Origin of the sequence: Kitasatospora sp. NPDC088134 (assembly GCF_044741705.1) — a bacterium.
Classification (GTDB): domain Bacteria; phylum Actinomycetota; class Actinomycetes; order Streptomycetales; family Streptomycetaceae; genus Kitasatospora.
In genome coordinates this window covers 486,054-504,355 of sequence record NZ_JBIUTD010000001.1, presented here as the reverse complement: position 1 = coordinate 504,355, position 18,302 = coordinate 486,054, and the positions used below count along the sequence as shown (strand labels likewise).

Here is an 18,302-nt window from a genome sequence, read left to right as displayed (position 1 = left end):
CGGCTACGGGCACCTGCCCCATCGGATGGTACAAGCGAGGGAAGGCACCGCGTACAGCGAGTTGAACGCCCATCCGCCCCACCGGGTGGCGAACCGGTAGCCCCGTGTCATCAGGCCGACCTTGGTCCCCCAGCCGATGGTCAGGGCGTTGACCACCAGTCCGCGGGTGGTGAAGCCGTACTGGTGGACGTTGACGGCGTAGGCGATGCCCGAGGCCACCGCGCAGCCGACGGGCCCGCCGAAGACGCAGACGCCGATGGAGGCCACCGAGGCGATCTGGGCGCGGTTGTTGTAGGCCCACCTGGTGACCTTGTGGACGGTGTTGTGGCCCCGGCAGGTGCCGTTCCTGTTCTTCCCGACCAGGCACCAGCGGCCGTCGAGGTCGAACCTGGTGAGCGGGTCGCCGTGGACGTAGTCGTAGGCGTTGGCGTTGCCGCCGGCCACCGGGTCGACGGACAGGAAGCGTCCGGTGCCGGGGTTGTAGAGGCGCACACCCATCAGGGTCAGGCCGGAAGGGGTGTCGGAGGCGCGCTGCTTGGCGCCGAGCCAGCCGTAGCGGACAGCGGCCTGGCCGGCCCGGGGATTGCCGTACTCGTCGTAGTCGAGGACGGTGGGAGCTCCTCCGGCGAGGGGGAGTTGCAGGCCGGTGTCGCCGTGCAGGGTGGCGAACTGCAACGTGACGGTGCCGCCGTTGGCGGTGGTCGCGCCGAGGTCGCCGTTCGGGCCGGCCACGTTGCGGGTGAAGTTGCCGAGGTTGTCGCCGGTCCAGCGGGGGCTGTCGCCGTCGGAGCCGTAGTGGTGGGTGGAGGTCCGGCCGGTGGTCCAGGCACCGCCGCTGTTGGTCTCGGTGGTCCAGGCGCGGAAGCGCTGGGCGGGGTCGAGGGTCCAGGTGGAGCGGTTGGCGCCGGTGGTCTGCTGCTGGACCAGGTCGCTGGTGTAGTAGGCGAGGGTGGTGCCGGGCAGGGCGGTGGTGCGGCCGAAGGCGTCGTAGGCGTAGCCGGGGTTCACCAGGCGGTCGGCGCTGTCGTAGGTGCCGGCCTGGGTGGTCGCTCCGTTCGTGGTGCAGTCGGTGCCCCGGGGGGCGGCGGCGGTGGTGAGGGCGGTGCGGTTGGTGTTGTGGTCGAAGCCGTAGGTGCGGGTGGTGCAGACGGCGTCGGGCGAGGTGTCCTGGACGGTGGTGAGGCGGCCGGCCTTGTCGTAGGCGTAGGTCTGGGCCGCGGTGACGCCGGGAGTGCCGGTGTGGGTGGCCCACTGGCCATGGACGGTCTCGGTGATGCTGTCGGCGAGCAGGACGGCGCCGTCGCTGTTCCGGGTGTGCGTGCGGGAGACCGCGGTCCCGGTCGGGTCGTAGGCGTCGGCGGTGGTGTAGCCGCCGGGCAGGCCCTGGCTGACGGCCTTGCCGTCGGCGTCGTAGCGGGCGGTGAAGGTGCCGGCGACGGAGTCGGTGACCGAGGTGGCCGGGCCGCGCGGGTCGAGGGCGGTGTCGTAGGTGTAGGTGGTGGTGGACGGCGCGCTGTCGGTGACCTTGGTGGGTCGGTTGAGGGCGTCGTACTCGGTGGTGGTGGTCGCACCGTCGGCGTCGGTGTAGGAGATCTGGCGGCCGAGCGCGTCGTACGCCTTGGTGATCGTCCCGCCGCCGGCCGAGGTCTGCCTGGTGACGGCTCCGGTGGCGGGGTCGTAGGTGGTGGTGACGGCCGGGACGGCGGCGCCGAGGCCGCCGGTGACGGTGGTGGTGACCGGGCGGCCGACCGCGTCGGAGGTGATGGTGGTGGTGCGGGTGACGCCGTTCGCGCTCTCGTCGGTCTGCGCGGTCTGGCCGAACAGGCCGTACTGGACGGTCTTGACGGGCAGTTGGGCCGGGTTGGCGCCGCCGCCGGTGATGTCGCCGGCCGGGCCGGTGCTGCAGATGAGATCGGCCCACTCGGGGCGGCCGGCGCAGGCGCCGGTGCCGGTGCCGGACCAGTAGGTGGTGCGGGTGGTTCCCGCGTCCGAACCGTTCGACTTGGGCAGTCGCTTGGAGGTGACGCGGCCCTGGCTGTCGTAGCCGGTGGTGGTGGTGAGGTTCAGGCCTCCGGCGTCCTGGACCTGCTGGGTGGCGACGCCGAGCGCCCAGTCGAAGACGCTCCGGTCGGTGCGGGTCTCGGTGAACACCTCGGGCCAGGCGCGTAGCGCGCCGCCGGTGACGGTGGTGGTGACCTGGTCCTTGACCTTGGCGGTGCCGTCGGTCGGGCGGCCCTCGTCGTAGGTCTTCACGGTGCGGGTGCGGGCGACGGTCTGGGTGCCGGCCCGGGCGACGGTCGCGCCGCCGGAGACCACGTCGGCGGCCAGGGTGACGCGGTGCAGCGGACCGGAGTTTTCCGTCTCGCGCTGCCCGTCGGCGCTGAACAGGCTGGTGCTGGAGAGCAGTTGGGCGCGTTCGCCGCTGGGGAGGGTGTTGATGCCGAGGTCGGCCAGCTGGGCCTTGGCGGCGCTGCTCGCACCGAGGGCGAGTTCGCGGTTGGCGGCGGTCAGCGTGCGCACGCTGTTGCCCCACTTGTCGTACTCGGTGGTGGTGATGCGGTGCCCGGGGGCGGCCGTGTTGACCTGGCGGCCGGAGGCGTTCAGGTAGGTGACGGTGGCCCGGGTGTAGTCGCCCGCGTTCAGGCTCGCGCCGCTGTGGGACGCGGGGACCTGGTCGGCGGGGAAGACGGCGGTGGCGTCGGTGGGCAGGTCGGTCTGGCCCCAGGTCGCGCCGGCGGCGGCCGACAGGTCCTCGGGGGCCTTGCTGCCGCTGGTCGGAACGCCGTACACGATCGTGGTGGTGGCGGTGCCGTTGACGGTGCTGGTGGTGCCGGGGGTGAGGGTGTTGGTCCACACCTTGGTGAGCATGCCGTCGCCGGCGGCCGGGTTGCCCGCGATGCTGCCGTAGGCCATGTGGTAGCCGCCGTTGATGCCCGGGGGCAGCACGGCGTACAGGGCGCCGTCGGAGGTGGCACCTTCGACGTACGAGTACTGGGTCTTGGTACCCGGACCGAGCCGCGGGTCCCAGGTCTGGCGCAGGCGGCCTGCCAGGTCGTAGCGGTAGGTGGCCACGTCGGTCGCGGTGGCGCCCGTCGCGCCGGGGGCGGTGGCCCACAGCTTGATGGTGGAGACCTGCCCGGTGAAGTCGCCGAAGTCGGTGCTGTTGGTGTTGCCGGTCGCGGTGGTGGCGGTGGCGTACCCGAACTGCAGGACGCGGCAGCCCTTGGTGGCCGGGTCGGCCGCGCAGGCGGCGGTGGTCGCGGCGGAGGTCGGCGCGATCAGGTACTTCGGCCGGGCCAGGGTCTTGCCGTTCACCACGGTCTTCTCGGAGACGACGGTGGTGGTGGAGTTGGCCAGGCCGTCCAGCAGGCTGGAGGTCACCGTCCAGGTGGCGACGGCCGGGTCGACCTTGGCGAAGGTGGTGACGGCGCCCTCGGTGTCGGAGAGGGTGAAGTCGCCGGAGGCGAAGGAGCCGCGCAGGGTCAGTGCCTCGGCACCGGGCTCCGGCACCCAGCCGTTGCCCGCCGCGTCGGCGGTGAAGCCGATCGTGTCGCCCTCGGCGAGGACGACGTCCAGCGAGGTGCCGGAGGTCCTGCGGATCTCGGTGTAGCCGGACTGGGAGACCTCGGAGGCCACGCCGGAGGTCCAGTTCGGGCCGAAGATCGGCGCCTGGCCGTCCTTGTTCGCCGGGGCCTTCGGGTCGCGCGAGGAGTGGGTGCGGCCGACGGTGAGGCCGAACAGCGACACGTCGGTGGCGGAGACGGTGAAGTCACCGGTCAGCAGGTTGAGCGTGCCGGGGCCGACCTGCTGGGTCGCGGCGCCGCTCGCCCTGCGGTCGACGACCACCTTGACGCCCTCCGAGGAGATCGCAGCGCCGTTGGGGCCGGTGAAGTCGGCGCGCAACTGGACGGTGCCGTCGGGGTCGACGGTGGAGGTGGCGTTCCAGGTCAGTGACGGGCTCTTGCCGCCGTTCAGCGCGACCGGCCAGGTGACGGCGGTGCCGCCGCTGGTGACGTCGGCGGCCGGGACCGTCGTCCAGGCGTCGGCGTCGGAGCGGCGCCAGGAGAACGACACGGCGTTGTACTTGGCGGCGTCGGCCTCGGCGATCAGCGGGAGGCGGGCGGCGGTGCGGGTGCCGTCGCCGGGGGCGATCACGCCGCCGGCGCCGACCTGGAAGGTGTAGGAGACCGGCTCGGACTTGTTCTCGGCCCGGTCGACGGCCCGCACCTGCAGGGTCTGGGTGCCGGCCCGCTCCGGGGTGACGGTCAGGGCGACCTCGGCGGCGGAGCCGCCGGTGGGGACCTTGGTCCAGTGGGCGCCGTCGAGCGTCCACTCCAGGGCGCTCTGGTCGCCGGACGGCGGCGTCACCCTGAACACGCCGCTCTGCCCGGCGCCCTTGACCCACTGGCCCGACGGGTAGTCGGCCGAGCCGATCGCGGAGGGTGCGGACGGTGCGGAGGTGTCGACCGTGAAGTACGCCCACGGCGACCAGCCCAGGTTGTAGTGCGTGCCGTCGTACGGCGAGGTGCGGAACCGGTAGGTCTTCCCGTTGGCCAGCACCCCGGCCGGGACGGTTACCGAGGCGGGCTGGCCCGAGGCGACGTAGGGAGAGACCAGGACGTTGCCGACCTGCGCGTTGGTGTCGTTGTCGAAGATCTGGAAGGTGCCGTTGACCTTGTCGTTGTTCGGGTCGACGAAGGTGTCGCGCAGCGTCGGGGTGGTGGAGTTGACCCACCAGACGCCGCCCGCGTCCTTGTAGAACGGCGAGCCGGCCTGCTGGTCGGTGCCGCTGCGCGGCCGGTAGTTGTAAGTGACCGTCAGCTTCGGCACGTTGGAGCCGGCCTCGGAGGAGTTCACCTCCTTCCAGTACTTGGTGTTCGTCTCGTCGGGGGCGCGCAGGCCCATGCCGGAGACGGACTTCTTCGCCGAGGTCCAGGTCTGCACCAGGTTGGTGACGTCGGCGTTGATCCAGCCGGCGCCGCCGCAGGCCGCCCGTCCCCTGGTCTCGGTCGAGGACGCCAGCTTGGAGGTCCAGGCGGGCTGCGCCGTCCACCGGGAGGCGGTCGAGGCCAGGCCGGTGTCGTAGACGTCGAAGGCGTAGGGGAGGCAGTCGTTGTTGCCGGAGTGGAAGTTCCACAGCGACAGGGTCGCGTTCATCACCAGGGCGTCCGCGATCGGTGCGGTGTTCCAGTTGATGAAGGCGCGGGCCTCGCGGGAGGAGCCGTCGGCGTTCTTGGTACCGGAATTGCCCCAGTACAGCTCCGTGTCGGCCGACCAGTCGACGGTCTCGCCCTTCTGCACCCGGGTGTCGAAGACGTTGCCCAGGGCGACGGTCGAGGGGTCGACGGTCACGGGGTACTGCGTCTTCGGGTCGGCGAGGAACGCCGCGTCCGGGGTGAACACCAGGTCGATGTTCTCGCCACGCTGGACGACCTTCAGGTCGACCTTCGCCCGGTTCGGGTGCTCGCGGGAGCCCTCGATCGAAGTGGCGTCCCACATCACCGGGGCGGGCAGCACGGCCTTCTGCTCGCCGGTCTTCCGGTCGGTGAGCAGCACGCCGCCGTCCGCCTGCTGCTCGGCCTTCAGACCCTTGGCCTTCAGCGGCATGGTGTAGGAGTAACCGGCCGCCGCCGGGCGCTGCTTGAGGACGGTGTACTGCTCGAAGCCGGTCCGGGTGGCCTCCACCACCAGGTCGGCCGCGCCGTCGCCGATCGCGTCCTTGTACGTGGCCTTCGTACCGTCCAGCTCGGGCCGGGGCAGGCCGCCCTTCCACTGCAGCTCGACCTGCTGGTCGCCCTCGCCGAGGGTCACCAGGGTGCGGTTCTCGTCCTTGCCGGCCTGCGAGTCCGCGAAGGACCGCGCCCGGCTGCCGCCCGGCGCGGCGAACTTCAGCGCGCCCGGGTGCGCCTTGGGCGCCACCGAGCCGTCCGCCTGCTGCTGGAGCGTCAGGTCGACGTCCGTCCACTGCCCGTCCCGCTCGAAGCGCACCGGGCCGGCGAACAGCTCGGTGGTCAGCGAGCCGTCCTTGTTCACCCACGTCGTCGACGTCTCGCTCCGTTCGGACAGCGCCTCCACCCGCTGCCCGGACAGCCGTGCCGCCACCCGCGCCGACGGGATGTCAGCGGCTTCGGCGGCCCACTTCGTGCCCTGCGCCCCACCGGACTTGCCCGGCTTCGGCGCGGCCAGCGCGGTCTCCGTCCCGGCCAGTAGCGAGACCGACATGGCGAGTGCCAGCACGGCGCCCACCCCCCGGACGCCCGGTGGCATCAGCCCGCTGCGGCGTCCCGTCCTGCGTTCGCGCACTTCCACTCCTCGTCACTGTTCCGCCACTGCGGCGGAGCGTGTACGGATCGTAAGAAAAGGAGAAAATGGTACATATGGTGACTGGTCATCAAAAGGGATAGTTATTTGAAGGTAAATGATTGGCAAAAGTGATGAAGGTGTTATGCGTGCGACCCGGGTGATTCCCGTCGGTGCGTGGAAGGCGCGGCGGCTGCTGGAGCCGGGCGGCCCGTACGATCGCCGCATGTCATTGCCGCACGCGATCCTCACCGCCCTGCTGGAGAAGCCGTCCTCGGGGCTGGAGTTGACCCGGCGGTTCGACCGGTCGATCGGGTTCTTCTGGTCCGCGACGCACCAGCAGATCTACCGCGAACTGGCCCGGCTGGAGCGCGACGGGCTGGTCCGGGCGCTGGCCCCCGGCGCGGGGCGCGGGCAGCGCAAGGAGTACGAGGTGCTGCCCGCCGGGCGGGCAGCACTGCGCGCCTGGGTCGGGCAGCGGCAGGACCCCAAGCCGGTCCGCGACCCGCTGCTGCTGCGCCTGCGGGCCGCCGCCGTGCTCGGCGAGGACGGCCTGGAGGCGGAGCTGGCCCGGCACCGGGCGCTGCACCGCGCGCAGTTGGACGAGTACCTGGAGATCGAGCGCCGGGACTTCCCGCCGGAGGCCGCCGCCACCGAGAACCGCCTCCAGCACCTGGTGCTGCGCGGCGGCATCCAGCTGGAGTCGTTCTGGCTGGCCTGGCTGGACGAGGCGCTGGGGGAGTGCGGGGGCGGGGACGGGCCTCGGGAATAGGGGCGGGTGGCGGCCCGTTGTCGAGGGTGGTTGAATGTTGAATCAACCTCGAAGGAGTTGAGAGCGGTGCAGTTCGGCATCTTCAGCGTCGGAGACGTGACCACCGACCCCACCAGCGGGCGGACCCCGACCGAGCACGAGCGGATCAAGGCCATGGTGGCCATCGCGCTCAAGGCCGAGGAGGTCGGCCTGGACGTCTTCGCCACCGGCGAGCACCACAACCCGCCGTTCGTGCCCTCCTCGCCCACCACCATGCTCGGGTACGTCGCGGCCCGCACCGAGAAGCTGATCCTCTCCACGTCCACCACGCTGATCACCACCAACGACCCGGTGAAGATCGCCGAGGACTTCGCCATGCTCCAGCACCTCGCCGACGGCCGAGTCGACCTGATGATGGGCCGCGGCAACACCGGCCCCGTCTACCCCTGGTTCGGCAAGGACATCCGCCAGGGCATCCCGCTCGCCGTCGAGAACTACGCGCTGCTGCACCAGCTCTGGCGCGAGGAGGACGTCGACTGGCAGGGCCGCTTCCGCACCCCGCTGCAGTCCTTCACCTCCACCCCGCGCCCGCTCGACGACACCCCGCCGTTCGTCTGGCACGGCTCCATCCGCAGCCCCGAGATCGCCGAACAGGCCGCCTACTACGGCGACGGCTTCTTCGCCAACAACATCTTCTGGCCCAAGGACCACTTCCAGCGCCTGATCGGCCTCTACCGCGAGCGCTACGCCCACTACGGCCACGGCACCCCCGAGCAGGCGATCGTCGGCCTCGGCGGCCAGCTCTTCATGCGGAAGAACTCCCAGGACGCGGTGCGCGAGTTCCGCCCCTACTTCGACAACGCCCCCGTCTACGGCCACGGCCCCTCGCTGGAGGAGTTCACCGAGCAGACCCCGCTCACCGTCGGCAGCCCGCAGGAGGTCATCGAGAAGACCCTGACCTTCCGGGAGAGCTTCGGCGACTACCAGCGCCAGCTGTTCCTGATGGACCACGCCGGACTCCCGCTGAAGACCGTCCTCGAACAGCTCGACCTGCTCGGCGAGGAGGTCGTCCCGGTGCTGCGCAAGGAGTTCGCCGTCGGCCGCCCCGCCGACGTCCCCGAAGGACCCACCCACGCCGCACTGGTGGCGGCACGTCAGGAACAGGAGATCGCCAAGTGAGCGCGCTGAACCTGGTGGTGGTGACGGCCGGGCTCTCCGTGCCGTCCTCCACCCGGCTGCTCGCCGACCGGCTCGCCGAGGCCACCGCCCGCGAACTGCGCACCGCCGGACGGGAGGTGGACGTCCGGGTGGTCGAACTCCGGGAGCTCGCCCGGGACATCGCCGACAACCTGGTCACCGGCTTCCCGCCGCCCGCGCTGCGCGACGCCCTCCGGGCGGTCGAGGAGGCGGACGCCCTGATCGCCGTCACGCCGATCTTCTCCGCCTCCTACAGCGGCCTGTTCAAGTCCTTCGTCGACGTCCTCGACCGGGACGCGCTCACCGGGAAGCCCGTGCTGATCGCCGCGACCGGCGGCACCGCCCGGCACTCCCTGGCGCTGGAGCACGCGATGCGGCCGCTGTTCGCACACCTGCGGGCCGTGGTCGTCCCCACCGCGGTCTTCGCCGCCTCCGAGGACTGGGGCGCGAACGGCGCCGACGGCTCCCTGGCCGGCCGGATCGACCGCGCCGCCGGCGAACTCGCCACCCAGCTCTCCGGCCGCCCGGCCGGCGCCGCCCCCCAGGCCCGGGCTGCCGAGCAGGTCGTCCCGTTCGAACAGCAACTCGCGGCGCTCCGCGTCCGCTGACCACCGAGGAGCAGAACCGATGGAACCGCAGGTCGTCGACAACGCCGAAGAGAACCGCTTCGAGATCCGCACCGAGGCCGGGCTCGCGGGCTTCGCCGAATACCAGCTCCGCGACGGCGGCAGCACGGTCGCTTTCGTCCACACCGTCATCGACCCGGCCTTCGAGGGCCAGGGCCTGGGCGGGAAGCTGGCCCGCGCCGCCCTCGACACCGTCCGCGCCCGCGGCGGCAGCGTGCTGCCGTACTGCCCCTTCATCCGCGGCTGGATCGCCAAGCACCCGGAGTACACGGACCTCGTTCCGGCGGAGAAGCGGGGCAAGTTCGACCTCTGAGCACGGCAAGGGTCCGGGAGGACGTGTTTTCAGGGGCCGGGGAACCATTCGGCAGACGAAGTACTCAGGGGCCCGGGGAAACTCTACGGCAGACGCCGAGTCATCAGGGGCCCGGGGAACGGCGGGGCCGAGAGGCTGATCGCCGGAGCGCAGTGGGGCGCTACGGGGCGTCGGCCAAAGGACCTTCGGCCCGAAACGGGGTCAGCGCTTAGCGGCCTGTCGGACACCAGCCACTCGGCTCCGCCGTTCCCCGGGCCCCTGGGGCTTCGCCCCCCGGGCCCCTGGAGCTTCGTCCCCCGGGCCCCTGGAGCTTCGCTCCCAGCGGGCCCCTGGCGGGGTTCCGCGGGAGTGCTCCGGTTTGCCGGAATGTGCCGGGTGATCTTGGGGCGTGGACGGATGTTCGGGCGGGGGTTAGGGTCGGCCGTCGTGACCTTCTCCATCGTGGCCCGGGACGGGGATGCCTTCGGGATCGCCGTGGCCAGCAAGTTCCTTGCCGTGGGTGCCCTGGTGCCGGCCGCCGAGGCCGGTTCCGGGGCGTTGGCGACGCAGGCGTGGGCCAATGTCGCGTACCGGCCGCAGGGGCTGGCGATGTTGCGCAGCGGGGTCGGGCCGGAGGGCGTGGTGGCCGCGTTGCTCGCGGCGGACGACGGGCGGGTGCACCGGCAGCTCGGGGTGGTGGGGCCGACGGGGGGCGGGGCGACGTTCACGGGGGAGGAGTGCCTGCCGTGGGCGGGCGGGGTCGCGGGGGAGGGGTACGCGATTCAGGGGAACGTCCTGACCGGGCCGGAGGTGGTCCGGGACATCGAGGCAGTGTGGCTGGCCTCGGTCGAACTCCCCTTCGCGGACCGGCTGGTGTCCGCTCTCGCGGCCGGTGACGCGGCGGGCGGCGACGCCCGCGGGCGGCAGAGCGCCGCGCTGTACGTGGTCACGCCGGGCCGGGGGATCGCCGGGTGGGGGGATCTCGCGTACGACCTGCGGGTGGACGACCACCCGGACCCGGTGCGGGAGTTGGGTCGGCTGCTGGGCATCCACGAGGTGCTGCACGGTACGCCGGACCCGGCCGAGCTGCTTCCGGTGGAGGGTGAACTGGCCCAGGAGGTAGCGGAGTTGCTCGTGCTGGTGGGGTACGACTCGCTGGACCGCTGGGCCGGGGTGGAGAACCTGGAGGGCCGGCTGGTGGCGGGGCGGATCGATCCGCTGGTGCTGGCCCACCTGCGGGCGGCGGCGCGGGGCTGACGGCCCGGCGGTGCCCCGGGGCGGGGGCGGTCACCGGGCCGTCGGGCTGTCGGGCCGTCTCCGGTCAGGCGATGAGTGCCTTGGCGAGGTCGGCGATCAGGTCCTCCGGGTCCTCCAGGCCGACCGAGAGCCGCAGCACGCCGGGGGCGGGCTTGTGGGCGGCGGCCACCGGGCGGTGGGTGAGCGAGGCGGGGTGCTGGATCAGGGTGTCGACACCGCCGAGCGAGACCGCGTGGGTGATCAGCTCGCAGCGTTCGGCGATCAGCGCGGCGTGCGCGAAGCCGCCGGCCGCCTCGAAGGCCAACGTGCTTCCGCCGCCGCGCAGTTGGGTGCCGAGCAGCGGGGAGCCGGAGCGGCCGGGGTAGTGCACGGCGGCGACCTCGGGCTGTTCGGCCAGCCAGTCGGCGATCCGGGCGGCGGACGCGGACGCGGCGCGCACCCGCAGCGGCAGCGTCTGCAGGCCGCGGTGCAGCAGGTAGCCGGCCAGCGGGTGCAGGATCGCGCCGGTGACGGCGCGGACCCGGCGCAGCCGCTCGGCCCACTCGGTGGTGCAGGCGACCGCGCCGGCCAGCACGTCGCCGTGGCCGCCGATCGCCTTGGTGGCGGAGTGCAGCACCAGGGTGGCGCCGAACGCGGCCGGGTTCTGCAGCACGGGGGTGGCGAAGGTGTTGTCGACCAGCAGCGGGACGTCGCCGCAGCGCTCGGCGACCGCGGCGAGGTCGAGCAGGTCGAGGGTGGGGTTGCCGGGGGTCTCGACCAGGACCAGGCCGGTGTCGGGGCGCAGCGCGGCGGCGAGGGCGTCGGGGGTGGCCCAGGTGACCTCGGTGCCGAGCAGGCCGGAGTCGAGCAGGTGGTCGGAGCCGCCGTACAGCGGGCGCAGCGCGACCACGTGCCGGCGGCCCTCGGCGGCGGCGGCCAGCAGGCAGGCGGTGAGCGCGGCCATGCCGGAGGAGAAGGCCACCGCCTGGGCGCAGCCCTCCAGTTCGGCCAGGGCCTGTTCGAAGCGGGCGACGGTGGGGTTCCACAGGCGCTGGTAGACCAGGCCGCCCTCGGCGGGCGGACGGCCGCCGGTGGCCAGGGCCTGGTAGGCGTCGCCGCCGGCGGTGAGGTCCGGGACCGGGTAGGTGGTGGACAGGTCGAGCGGGGGGACGTGCGTGCCGAGTCCGGCGAGGTCCTCGCGGCCGGCGTGCACGGCTCGGGTGTCGAGTCGGCTCATGGGGCTCGATGGTGAACTTGCCGGCGCGGATCGGCCAGGGCTCCGGTTGATCGTTCGGTGAACGCGTCCGGGGTCTTGCGGATGTTCGGTGCGGGCCGTCACGCTGGGGGCGTGCCGAACTTTCCACGGCCCCGGGCGGCCGAGCTGGACGAGGTGGACCGGGCGATCGTCCGGGCGCTGCGGGCCGACGCCCGGACGGCGAACAACGCGCTGGCGGAGCTGGTGGGGGTGGCACCGTCGACCTGCCTGGCCCGGGTGCGGGCGCTGCGCGGGCGCGGGGTGATCTCCGGGTACCACGCGGAGGTGGACCTGCCGGCGGTGGGGCTGCCGCTGCAGGCGATGATCTCGGTGCGGCTGCGGGCGCACACCCGGGAGCAGAACGGCTCGTTCCGGGCCGCCGCACCGGACCTGCCGGGGGTGCTGGCGGTGTTCCACATGGCGGGCAGCGACGACTACCTGCTGCACGTGGCGGTGGCCGACCCGGAGGCGCTGCGCTGCTTCGTGGTCGACCACCTGACGACGCATCCGGCGGTCGCGCAGACCCGCACCAACCTGGTGTTCGAGCGGATCGCCGGCTCCCGCCCGCTGGTCTGACGAACCGTCAGGACAGTTGCGGACGACCGCGCTCGGCGGCTTGCGGGCCGGGGGCGGCCGGCGCCCGCCGGTGCGGGGTGCTCTCCGGGGTGCCGGGGCCGAGGGGATCCGGCGGGTCGTCGGACACGGTCCCCGGGGTGCGGCGGGTGGTGGCGGATTGTGGCCACTGTCCAGCATCCGCCGCCGCAGATCGGGCCGTTCGGCCTTACCGTGGTGAGCATCGGTGAGCTGTCCGGTGGTCCGGATGCCGCTCGGACGTCGTTCGGACGGGGCAGTGCCGCCGAGCCCCGACGCGGCCGGACAACGGCGTTCCCCGCTCCCCACCCGGTCGCCCCTGTCGTGAAGGGACCGACCATGGCTGTCGCGGACCCGCCCCAGGCCGTGCGCTTCTGTCTGAGCCTGGCGACCGTACCCGCGTCCGTGCCCGAGGCGCGCCGCAGCGTGCGGGCCGAACTCGCCGCCCGCGGGCTGGACGCGGACCACCCGCTGACCGACACCGTGCTGCTGGTGGTCAGCGAGCTGGTCACCAACGCGGTCCGCCACGCGGCCCCCCGCTCGCCGCGCACCACGCTCCAACTCGACTTCGCGCTCGACGAATTGACGGTCCGGGTGCACGACCGCCACCCGCACTGTCCGCAGCGCCCCGAGGTGCCGCACCAGGACGGCAGCGGCGGCTGGGGCCTGAGCCTGGTGCACGAGCTGGCCGCGCTGGCCGGCGGCGGCACCGAGACGCTGGCCGACCGGGACGGCGGCGGCAAGACCATGGTGGTCCGGCTGCCGCTGGACGGGGCCGCCGCCCTCGGCTGAGCGCGCTGCACCGCAGTGCGGCGCGGCGGAAGCTGGCGCGGGGCCGGCGCCGCGTCCCGGCGGACGCCGGTTGGGAAGACGATCGTCGGACGACCCCGCGGCTCCACTCTGCTGCATACGACCCGTTATTGCAAGCAATGCGCAATAAGGCGGCCCCCGGTACGGCCCCCGACGCGACTCGGGCGCATCTCGGGCGCGGCCGCTCAGCAGCGGCGCAGCGCCCCCGGCACCCGCAGGTCCGCCAGCGACGGGTAGCCGTCCACCGCCATCAGCAGGTCCGCCTCCGCCAGCAGCGAGCGCAGCACGTGCACCACCCCCGCCTCGCCGCCCAGCGCCGCCCCGTACACGTACGGCCGCCCCACGCCGACCGCCGTCGCCCCCAGCGCCAGCGCCTTCACCGCGTCCGTGCCGCTGCGCACCCCCGAGTCGAACAGCACCGGCAGGCCGTCCGCCGCCTCGACCACCTCGGCCAGCGACTCCAGCGCGGGCAGCCCGCCGTTCGCCTGCCGGCCGCCGTGGTTCGAGCAGTAGACCCCGTCGACGCCCGCGTCCTTGGCCCGCCGCACGTCCTCCGGGTGGCACAGGCCCTTCAGGACGATCGGCAGCGTGGTCAGCGAGCGCAGCCAGGGCAGGTCGTCCCAGGTCAGCGGGTTGCCGAAGATCCGCACCCAGTCCATCACCGCGCCGCGCGGGTCCCCGTCCGGGTCCGCCAGGCCGGCCCGGAACACCGGGTCGGAGGTGTAGTTCGCCAGGCAGTGCCCGCGCAGCTGCGGGAAGCTCCCGCTGCCCAGGTCGCGCGGCCGCCAGCCGGTCACCCAGGTGTCCAGGGTGACCACCAGCGCCCTGAACCCGGCGGTCTCCGCCCGGCGCACCAGCGACTCGGCCAGCTCCCGGTCGGTCGGCGTGTACAGCTGGAAGAAGCCGGGCGTGCCGCCCAGCTCCGCCGCCACCGCCTCCAGCGGGTCCACCGAGAGCGTGGACGCCACCATCGGCACCCCCGTCCGGGCCGCCGCCCGGGCCGCGGCCAGGTCGCCGTGCCCGTCCGGCGCGCACAGCCCCAGCACCCCCACCGGGGCCAGGAACAGCGGCGAGGGCAGCTCCAGGCCGAACAGCTCCACCCGCAGGTCCCGCTCCTTCGCGCCGACCAGCATCCGCGGCACCAGCCCCCAGCGCTCGAACGCCGCCGCGTTGGCCCGCTGGGTGTGCTCGTCGCCCGCCCCGCCCGCCACGTACGACCACAGCTCCGGCGCCAGCGCGTGCCGCGCCCGCTCGGCCAGGCCCGCGTACGTCATCGGGTACCTCGGGGCGACGCCGAACAGCGCCTCGAAGTAGATCTCGTTCTGGTAGTCGCCGAACTGGGGGGCCATCCGCGCTCCTCGGGGTGCTGGGGAAGGCCACCCTCCAGCGGTCACCGACAGGTGGTCAAGGGCGCAGCACCAGCCGGGTCGGGACGGTCTCGGTGCGCGGCGGCGTGGTGTCCCCGTCCAGCCGGGCCAGGGCCAGCCGGGCCGCCGTCGCGCCCAGCCGGGCCGGGTCCTGGGCGACCGCCGACAGCGGCGGGTCCAGCACCTCGGCCAGCGGGAGGTCGTCGAAGGACAGCAGCGCCACGTCCCGGCGGCCCGCGCGGCCCAGGGCCAGCAGCGCGCCCGTCGCCGCGTTCACGTTCGAGGCGAACAGCGCCGTCGGCGGCTCCGGCAGGGCGAGCAGGGCCAGCGCCGCCCGCTCGGCCCCGGCGACCGTCCGGGCGCCCGCCACCAGGTCGTCCGGCGCGGGCAGCTCCGCCGCCGCCAGGGCCTCCCGCCAGCCCGCCAGCCGCTCCCGCCGGGTGTACATCGAGGCCGGCAGGTCGCCGAGGAAGCCGATCCGGCGGTGCCCCGCCGCCAGCAGGTGCGCCACGCCCGCCCGGGCCCCCGCCCGGTTCGAGGAGACCACGCAGTCCGCGTCGGGCCCCGGCCGGTCCAGGTACACCAGCGGCACGCCCGCCGCCCGGGCCGCCGCCGACGCCTCCCCGCCGTCCGCCGGCACCACCAGCAGCGCAGCGGCCCGCCGGGCCAGGAACGCCCCCACCACCTCGGCCTCGCGCGCCGCGTCCCCGCCCGAGCAGCCCAGCAGCACCGTCAGCCCGCGCCCGCGCACCGCCTCCTCCACGCCGCCCGCCAGCGCCCCGAAGAACGGGTTCGCCAGGTCCGACAGCACCAGCCCGACGGTGGCGTCCGGCCCGCCGGTGCGGATGCTGCGGGCCAGCAGGTTCGGCCGGAACCCCAGCCGCCCGACCGCCGCCAGCACCCGCTCCCGGGTCTGCGCCGCCACCGGCCCGTCCCCGTTCAGCACCCGCGACACCGTCTTGGCGCTCACCCGCGCCTCGCGCGCCACGTCGTGCAAGGTCGGCCGACGCTCCATCCCGCTCCCTCCTCCGGTGCCCCGACCGTACCGCCGCGCTCCCGGCGGAAGATCCACCGGAGGTAGCCTGAACCCGGAAGTGGTGACCATGCGAGCGAACGAGACCCAGGCGTCCGGGACGGCGATCCCCGAGGTCCCGTTCACCGCGCCGCCCGGCGCGCCCCCCGGCGTCGAGGTGCTGACCCTCGCCGAACTGCGGGCCCGCCGCGCCACCGCCACCGACCGGGCCTTCCACCGCCCGCAGCGGCCCGCCTTCCACCACCTGCTCACCCTGGACCGCGGCACCCTGCGGCACACCGTCGACTTCGCCGCGCACGAGCTCGGCCCCGGCAGCTGGCTCTGGGTCCGGCCCGGCCAGGTCCAGCAGTGGGGCGAACTCGGCGACGCCGACGGCACCCTGGTGCTGTTCGAACCCGGCTTCCCCGACCCCGCGACGGTCGCCGCCGCCCGCCTCGACGACGTCTTCGCCGCCGCCGTCGTGCACACCGCCGGGGCCGACCGCGACGCCCTCCGGCACGCCGTGGGCCACCTGCACCACGAGTACGCGGCCGGCGCCGACCTGCCCGCCGAGATCCACCACGCCCTGCTGCGGCACCTGCTGGCCGCGCTGCTGCTGCGGCTGGCCAACCCGGCCGTCCCGTGCGGCAGCGCCGCCGCCGAGCCCGGCGAGACCTACCGGCGCTTCCGGGAGGCCGTCGAGCACGGCTACACCCGCACCCGTCGGGTCGAGGACTACGCCCGGCTGCTCGGCTACGCGCCCCGGACGCTGTCCCGGGCCACCCTGGCCGCGGCGGGCGTCGGCGCCAAGGAGTTCATCGACCGCCGGGTCGTGCTGGAGGCCAAGCGGCTGCTCGCGCACAGCGACAGCTCGGCCGCCCGGATCGCCGGCCACCTCGGCTTCGCCGACGCCGCCAACTTCGCCAAGTTCTTCCACCAGCGCACCGGCACCACCCCGATCGCCTTCCGCACCGAGATCCGCGGCGCCGCCGACCGCCCCTGACCCGGCCGCGTCACCGTCGGGTTCCGATCCGGTCCGGAATCGGCCGATCACCACCGTCCGGCCCCCGCCGCCCTCTAGGGTCTGTCGTCGAACCCCCGCCTGCCCCACGGCGCCCGTGAGGACGGCGGGCCGGGGGGCCCGGAGCTTAGGAGCCACAGGACCTTGGAGACTCTCGGCGCGGACGATCCGCACGCGGTGGGGCCGTACCGGCTGCTCGGCCGGCTCGGGGCGGGCGGGATGGGCGAGGTGTTCCTCGGCCGGACGGCGGGCGGGCGCACGGTCGCCGTCAAGACGGTCCGTCAGGAGTTCGCCGCCGACCCCGAGTTCCGCCGGCGCTTCCAGCAGGAGGTGGCCGCGGCCCGCCGGGTCGGCGGCCGGTGGACCGCGCCCGTGCTGGACGCCGACACCGAGGGCCCGCAGCCGTGGGTCGCCACCGGCTACGTCGCGGGGCCCTCGCTCGCCCAGGCGGTCCACCGCCACGGCCCGCTGCCGCCCGCCACCGTCCGGGCGCTGGGCGCCGGCCTGGCCGACGCGCTGGCGGCGGTGCACGCCCTCGGCCTGGTGCACCGGGACGTCAAGCCCTCCAACGTGCTGCTGGCGCCGGACGGGCCGCGCCTGATCGACTTCGGCATCGCCCGCGCGCTGGATGCCGCCACGGCCCTCACCAGGTCCGGGCACGTGGTCGGCTCGCCTGGCTTCATGTCGCCCGAGCAGGCGATGGGCCGCCCCGCCGGCCCGCCCGGCGACGTGTTCGCCCTCGGCGCGCTGCTGGCCGTCGCCGCCACCGGCCGGGCCCCGTTCGGCGAGCAGGACAGCGCCGCCGGACTGCTCTACCGGATCGTCCACGAGGAGCCCGAACTCGGCCCGATGGACGACGGGTTGCTCGCGCTGGTGCGGGACTGCCTGGCCAAGGAGCCGGAGCGCCGGCCGCTGCCCGCGCAGGTCCGCGAGCGCCTCGCGGGCCCCGGGCCCGGGCAGACCGTGCTGGGCGGGCGCGGCTGGCTGCCCCCGGCGGTCTCCGAGGAGGTCGCCCGGATGGCCGTCGCCCTGCTCGACCTGGAGTCCCGCCCGCTGCCGGGGGAGCACCCCGCGCCGCCGTCCCCGGGCTTCGGCCCGCCCCCGCCGATGCCGCAGCCCGCCCCCGCGTACCCGGCCGGTCCGGCGGCCCCGCCCGGCCCGTACCCGTACCCCGGTCCGGGCGCGGCCACCGGACCTGCGGCGCCCGCCGGACCCACTGCGCCCACCGGGCCCGCCCGCCCGGCCGGGCGCCGCTGGCTGCCGCTGGTTGCGACCGGGGCCGCGGCCGCGCTGCTGGCCGGCCTCGGCGTCTGGGCGGCCACCGGCGGGTTCCGGCCCGGCGCCGGCGGCGGGCCGTCGACCTCCCCGGCGGCGGTCCCGCCCCCGAGTGCGGAGGCCGGCTCCGTTCCGGCGCCTTTCCTCGGCACCTTCGAGGGCCCGATCGCCGCGGCCGCCGGCAGCCTGCGGATGTCGGTCCGGTTCACCGTCCACCAGGGCGGGGTCGGCGAGCCGTTGGCCGACGTGCAGAGCGACGGCGGCACCGGGACCGGCCGGGTCGTCTGCACCAACAAGGCCGTCCTGATCTCCAGCGCCGCGACCCGCCTGGTCTTCCGGCCCCTCCCCGAGACCAGCAACCCCGGCTGCACGCCCCTGCCCGGCGACGGCACGATCACCCTGAACGCGGACGGCTCGCTCCACTTCGTCCAGGGCGCCTTCACCGGCGAGATGGCCCGCCGCTGACCGGGGCGCGGCGGGGCGCCGTCCCCGTCGCACGATCGGCGGAGCGTTCTGCGGCGTGTCGGAGTGTCAGGTCGGACATACAGTCATGAAATGTGACGATTTCA

Annotated in this window: 13 protein-coding genes; 9 read left to right on the top strand and 4 right to left on the bottom strand. The window is 74.3% G+C overall.

Translation table 11 applies throughout. From position 1 onward, the window contains the following. Positions 1-3: 3 nt before the first annotated feature. Positions 4-6,222: a DNRLRE domain-containing protein gene (locus ACIOHG_RS02135; protein ID WP_400944833.1), complete on the bottom strand. Its 6,219-nt coding sequence runs from the start codon at positions 6,220-6,222 to the stop codon at positions 4-6. Positions 6,223-6,526: 304 nt separating this feature from the next. Between ACIOHG_RS02135 and ACIOHG_RS02130 the strand changes: the two genes are divergently transcribed. The 5 genes from ACIOHG_RS02130 (at position 6,527) to ACIOHG_RS02110 (ending at position 10,423) form a co-directional block, all read left to right on the top strand. Beyond that, on the top strand, positions 6,527-7,072 hold the full coding sequence (locus ACIOHG_RS02130; protein ID WP_400944286.1) for a PadR family transcriptional regulator: 546 nt from the start codon (positions 6,527-6,529) through the stop codon (positions 7,070-7,072). Between the two features lie 66 nt (positions 7,073-7,138). Further along, positions 7,139-8,230, top strand: coding sequence for an LLM class flavin-dependent oxidoreductase (locus tag ACIOHG_RS02125; protein WP_400944284.1), 1,092 nt, complete (start codon positions 7,139-7,141; stop codon positions 8,228-8,230). Continuing rightward, positions 8,227-8,856: an FMN reductase gene (locus ACIOHG_RS02120; protein ID WP_400944282.1), complete on the top strand. Its 630-nt coding sequence runs from the start codon at positions 8,227-8,229 to the stop codon at positions 8,854-8,856. Before ACIOHG_RS02125 ends, ACIOHG_RS02120 begins: the two co-directional genes overlap by 4 nt. A 19-nt stretch (positions 8,857-8,875) precedes the next feature. Beyond that, entirely contained in the window at positions 8,876-9,187 is a 312-nt protein-coding gene (locus ACIOHG_RS02115; RefSeq protein ID WP_400944280.1) for a GNAT family N-acetyltransferase, read from the top strand. A gap of 426 nt (positions 9,188-9,613) precedes the next feature. After that, complete coding sequence (locus ACIOHG_RS02110; RefSeq protein ID WP_400944278.1) at positions 9,614-10,423, top strand: DUF1028 domain-containing protein; 810 nt, start codon at positions 9,614-9,616, stop codon at positions 10,421-10,423. A gap of 64 nt (positions 10,424-10,487) precedes the next feature. Here the strand turns inward: ACIOHG_RS02110 and ACIOHG_RS02105 are convergent, their stop codons facing one another. Next, on the bottom strand, positions 10,488-11,639 hold the full coding sequence (locus ACIOHG_RS02105) for a trans-sulfuration enzyme family protein (RefSeq protein ID WP_400944276.1): 1,152 nt from the start codon (positions 11,637-11,639) through the stop codon (positions 10,488-10,490). Positions 11,640-11,750: 111 nt separating this feature from the next. On the opposite strand from ACIOHG_RS02105, the gene ACIOHG_RS02100 reads away from it, so the two are divergent. Then, positions 11,751-12,233 (top strand): Lrp/AsnC family transcriptional regulator, encoded by a 483-nt coding sequence (locus tag ACIOHG_RS02100; RefSeq protein WP_400944275.1) that lies wholly within the window; start codon positions 11,751-11,753, stop codon positions 12,231-12,233. A 354-nt stretch (positions 12,234-12,587) separates the two neighbouring features. Then, complete coding sequence (locus ACIOHG_RS02095) at positions 12,588-13,040, top strand: ATP-binding protein (RefSeq protein ID WP_400944273.1); 453 nt, start codon at positions 12,588-12,590, stop codon at positions 13,038-13,040. Positions 13,041-13,243: 203 nt separating this feature from the next. On the opposite strand, the gene ACIOHG_RS02090 is transcribed toward ACIOHG_RS02095, so the two are convergent. Both ACIOHG_RS02090 and ACIOHG_RS02085 read right to left on the bottom strand, forming a co-directional pair. Continuing rightward, the gene (locus ACIOHG_RS02090) at positions 13,244-14,407 is read right to left on the bottom strand and encodes an alpha-hydroxy-acid oxidizing protein (protein ID WP_400944271.1); all 1,164 of its coding nucleotides are present in this window, start codon (positions 14,405-14,407) and stop codon (positions 13,244-13,246) included. A 55-nt stretch (positions 14,408-14,462) separates the two neighbouring features. Beyond that, positions 14,463-15,440, bottom strand: a complete 978-nt coding sequence (locus tag ACIOHG_RS02085) for a LacI family DNA-binding transcriptional regulator (RefSeq protein WP_400944269.1) — start codon at positions 15,438-15,440, stop codon at positions 14,463-14,465. An 88-nt stretch (positions 15,441-15,528) separates the two neighbouring features. Here ACIOHG_RS02085 and ACIOHG_RS02080 point away from each other — a divergent pair, with 88 nt between their 5' ends. Together ACIOHG_RS02080 and ACIOHG_RS02075 are read left to right on the top strand one after the other, a co-directional pair. Continuing rightward, positions 15,529-16,440 (top strand): helix-turn-helix domain-containing protein, encoded by a 912-nt coding sequence (locus tag ACIOHG_RS02080; protein WP_400944267.1) that lies wholly within the window; start codon positions 15,529-15,531, stop codon positions 16,438-16,440. Between the two features lie 162 nt (positions 16,441-16,602). After that, a complete protein-coding gene (locus ACIOHG_RS02075) occupies positions 16,603-18,198 on the top strand; it encodes a serine/threonine-protein kinase (RefSeq protein WP_400944265.1) in 1,596 nt (531 codons plus the stop codon). Positions 18,199-18,302 lie beyond the last annotated feature (104 nt).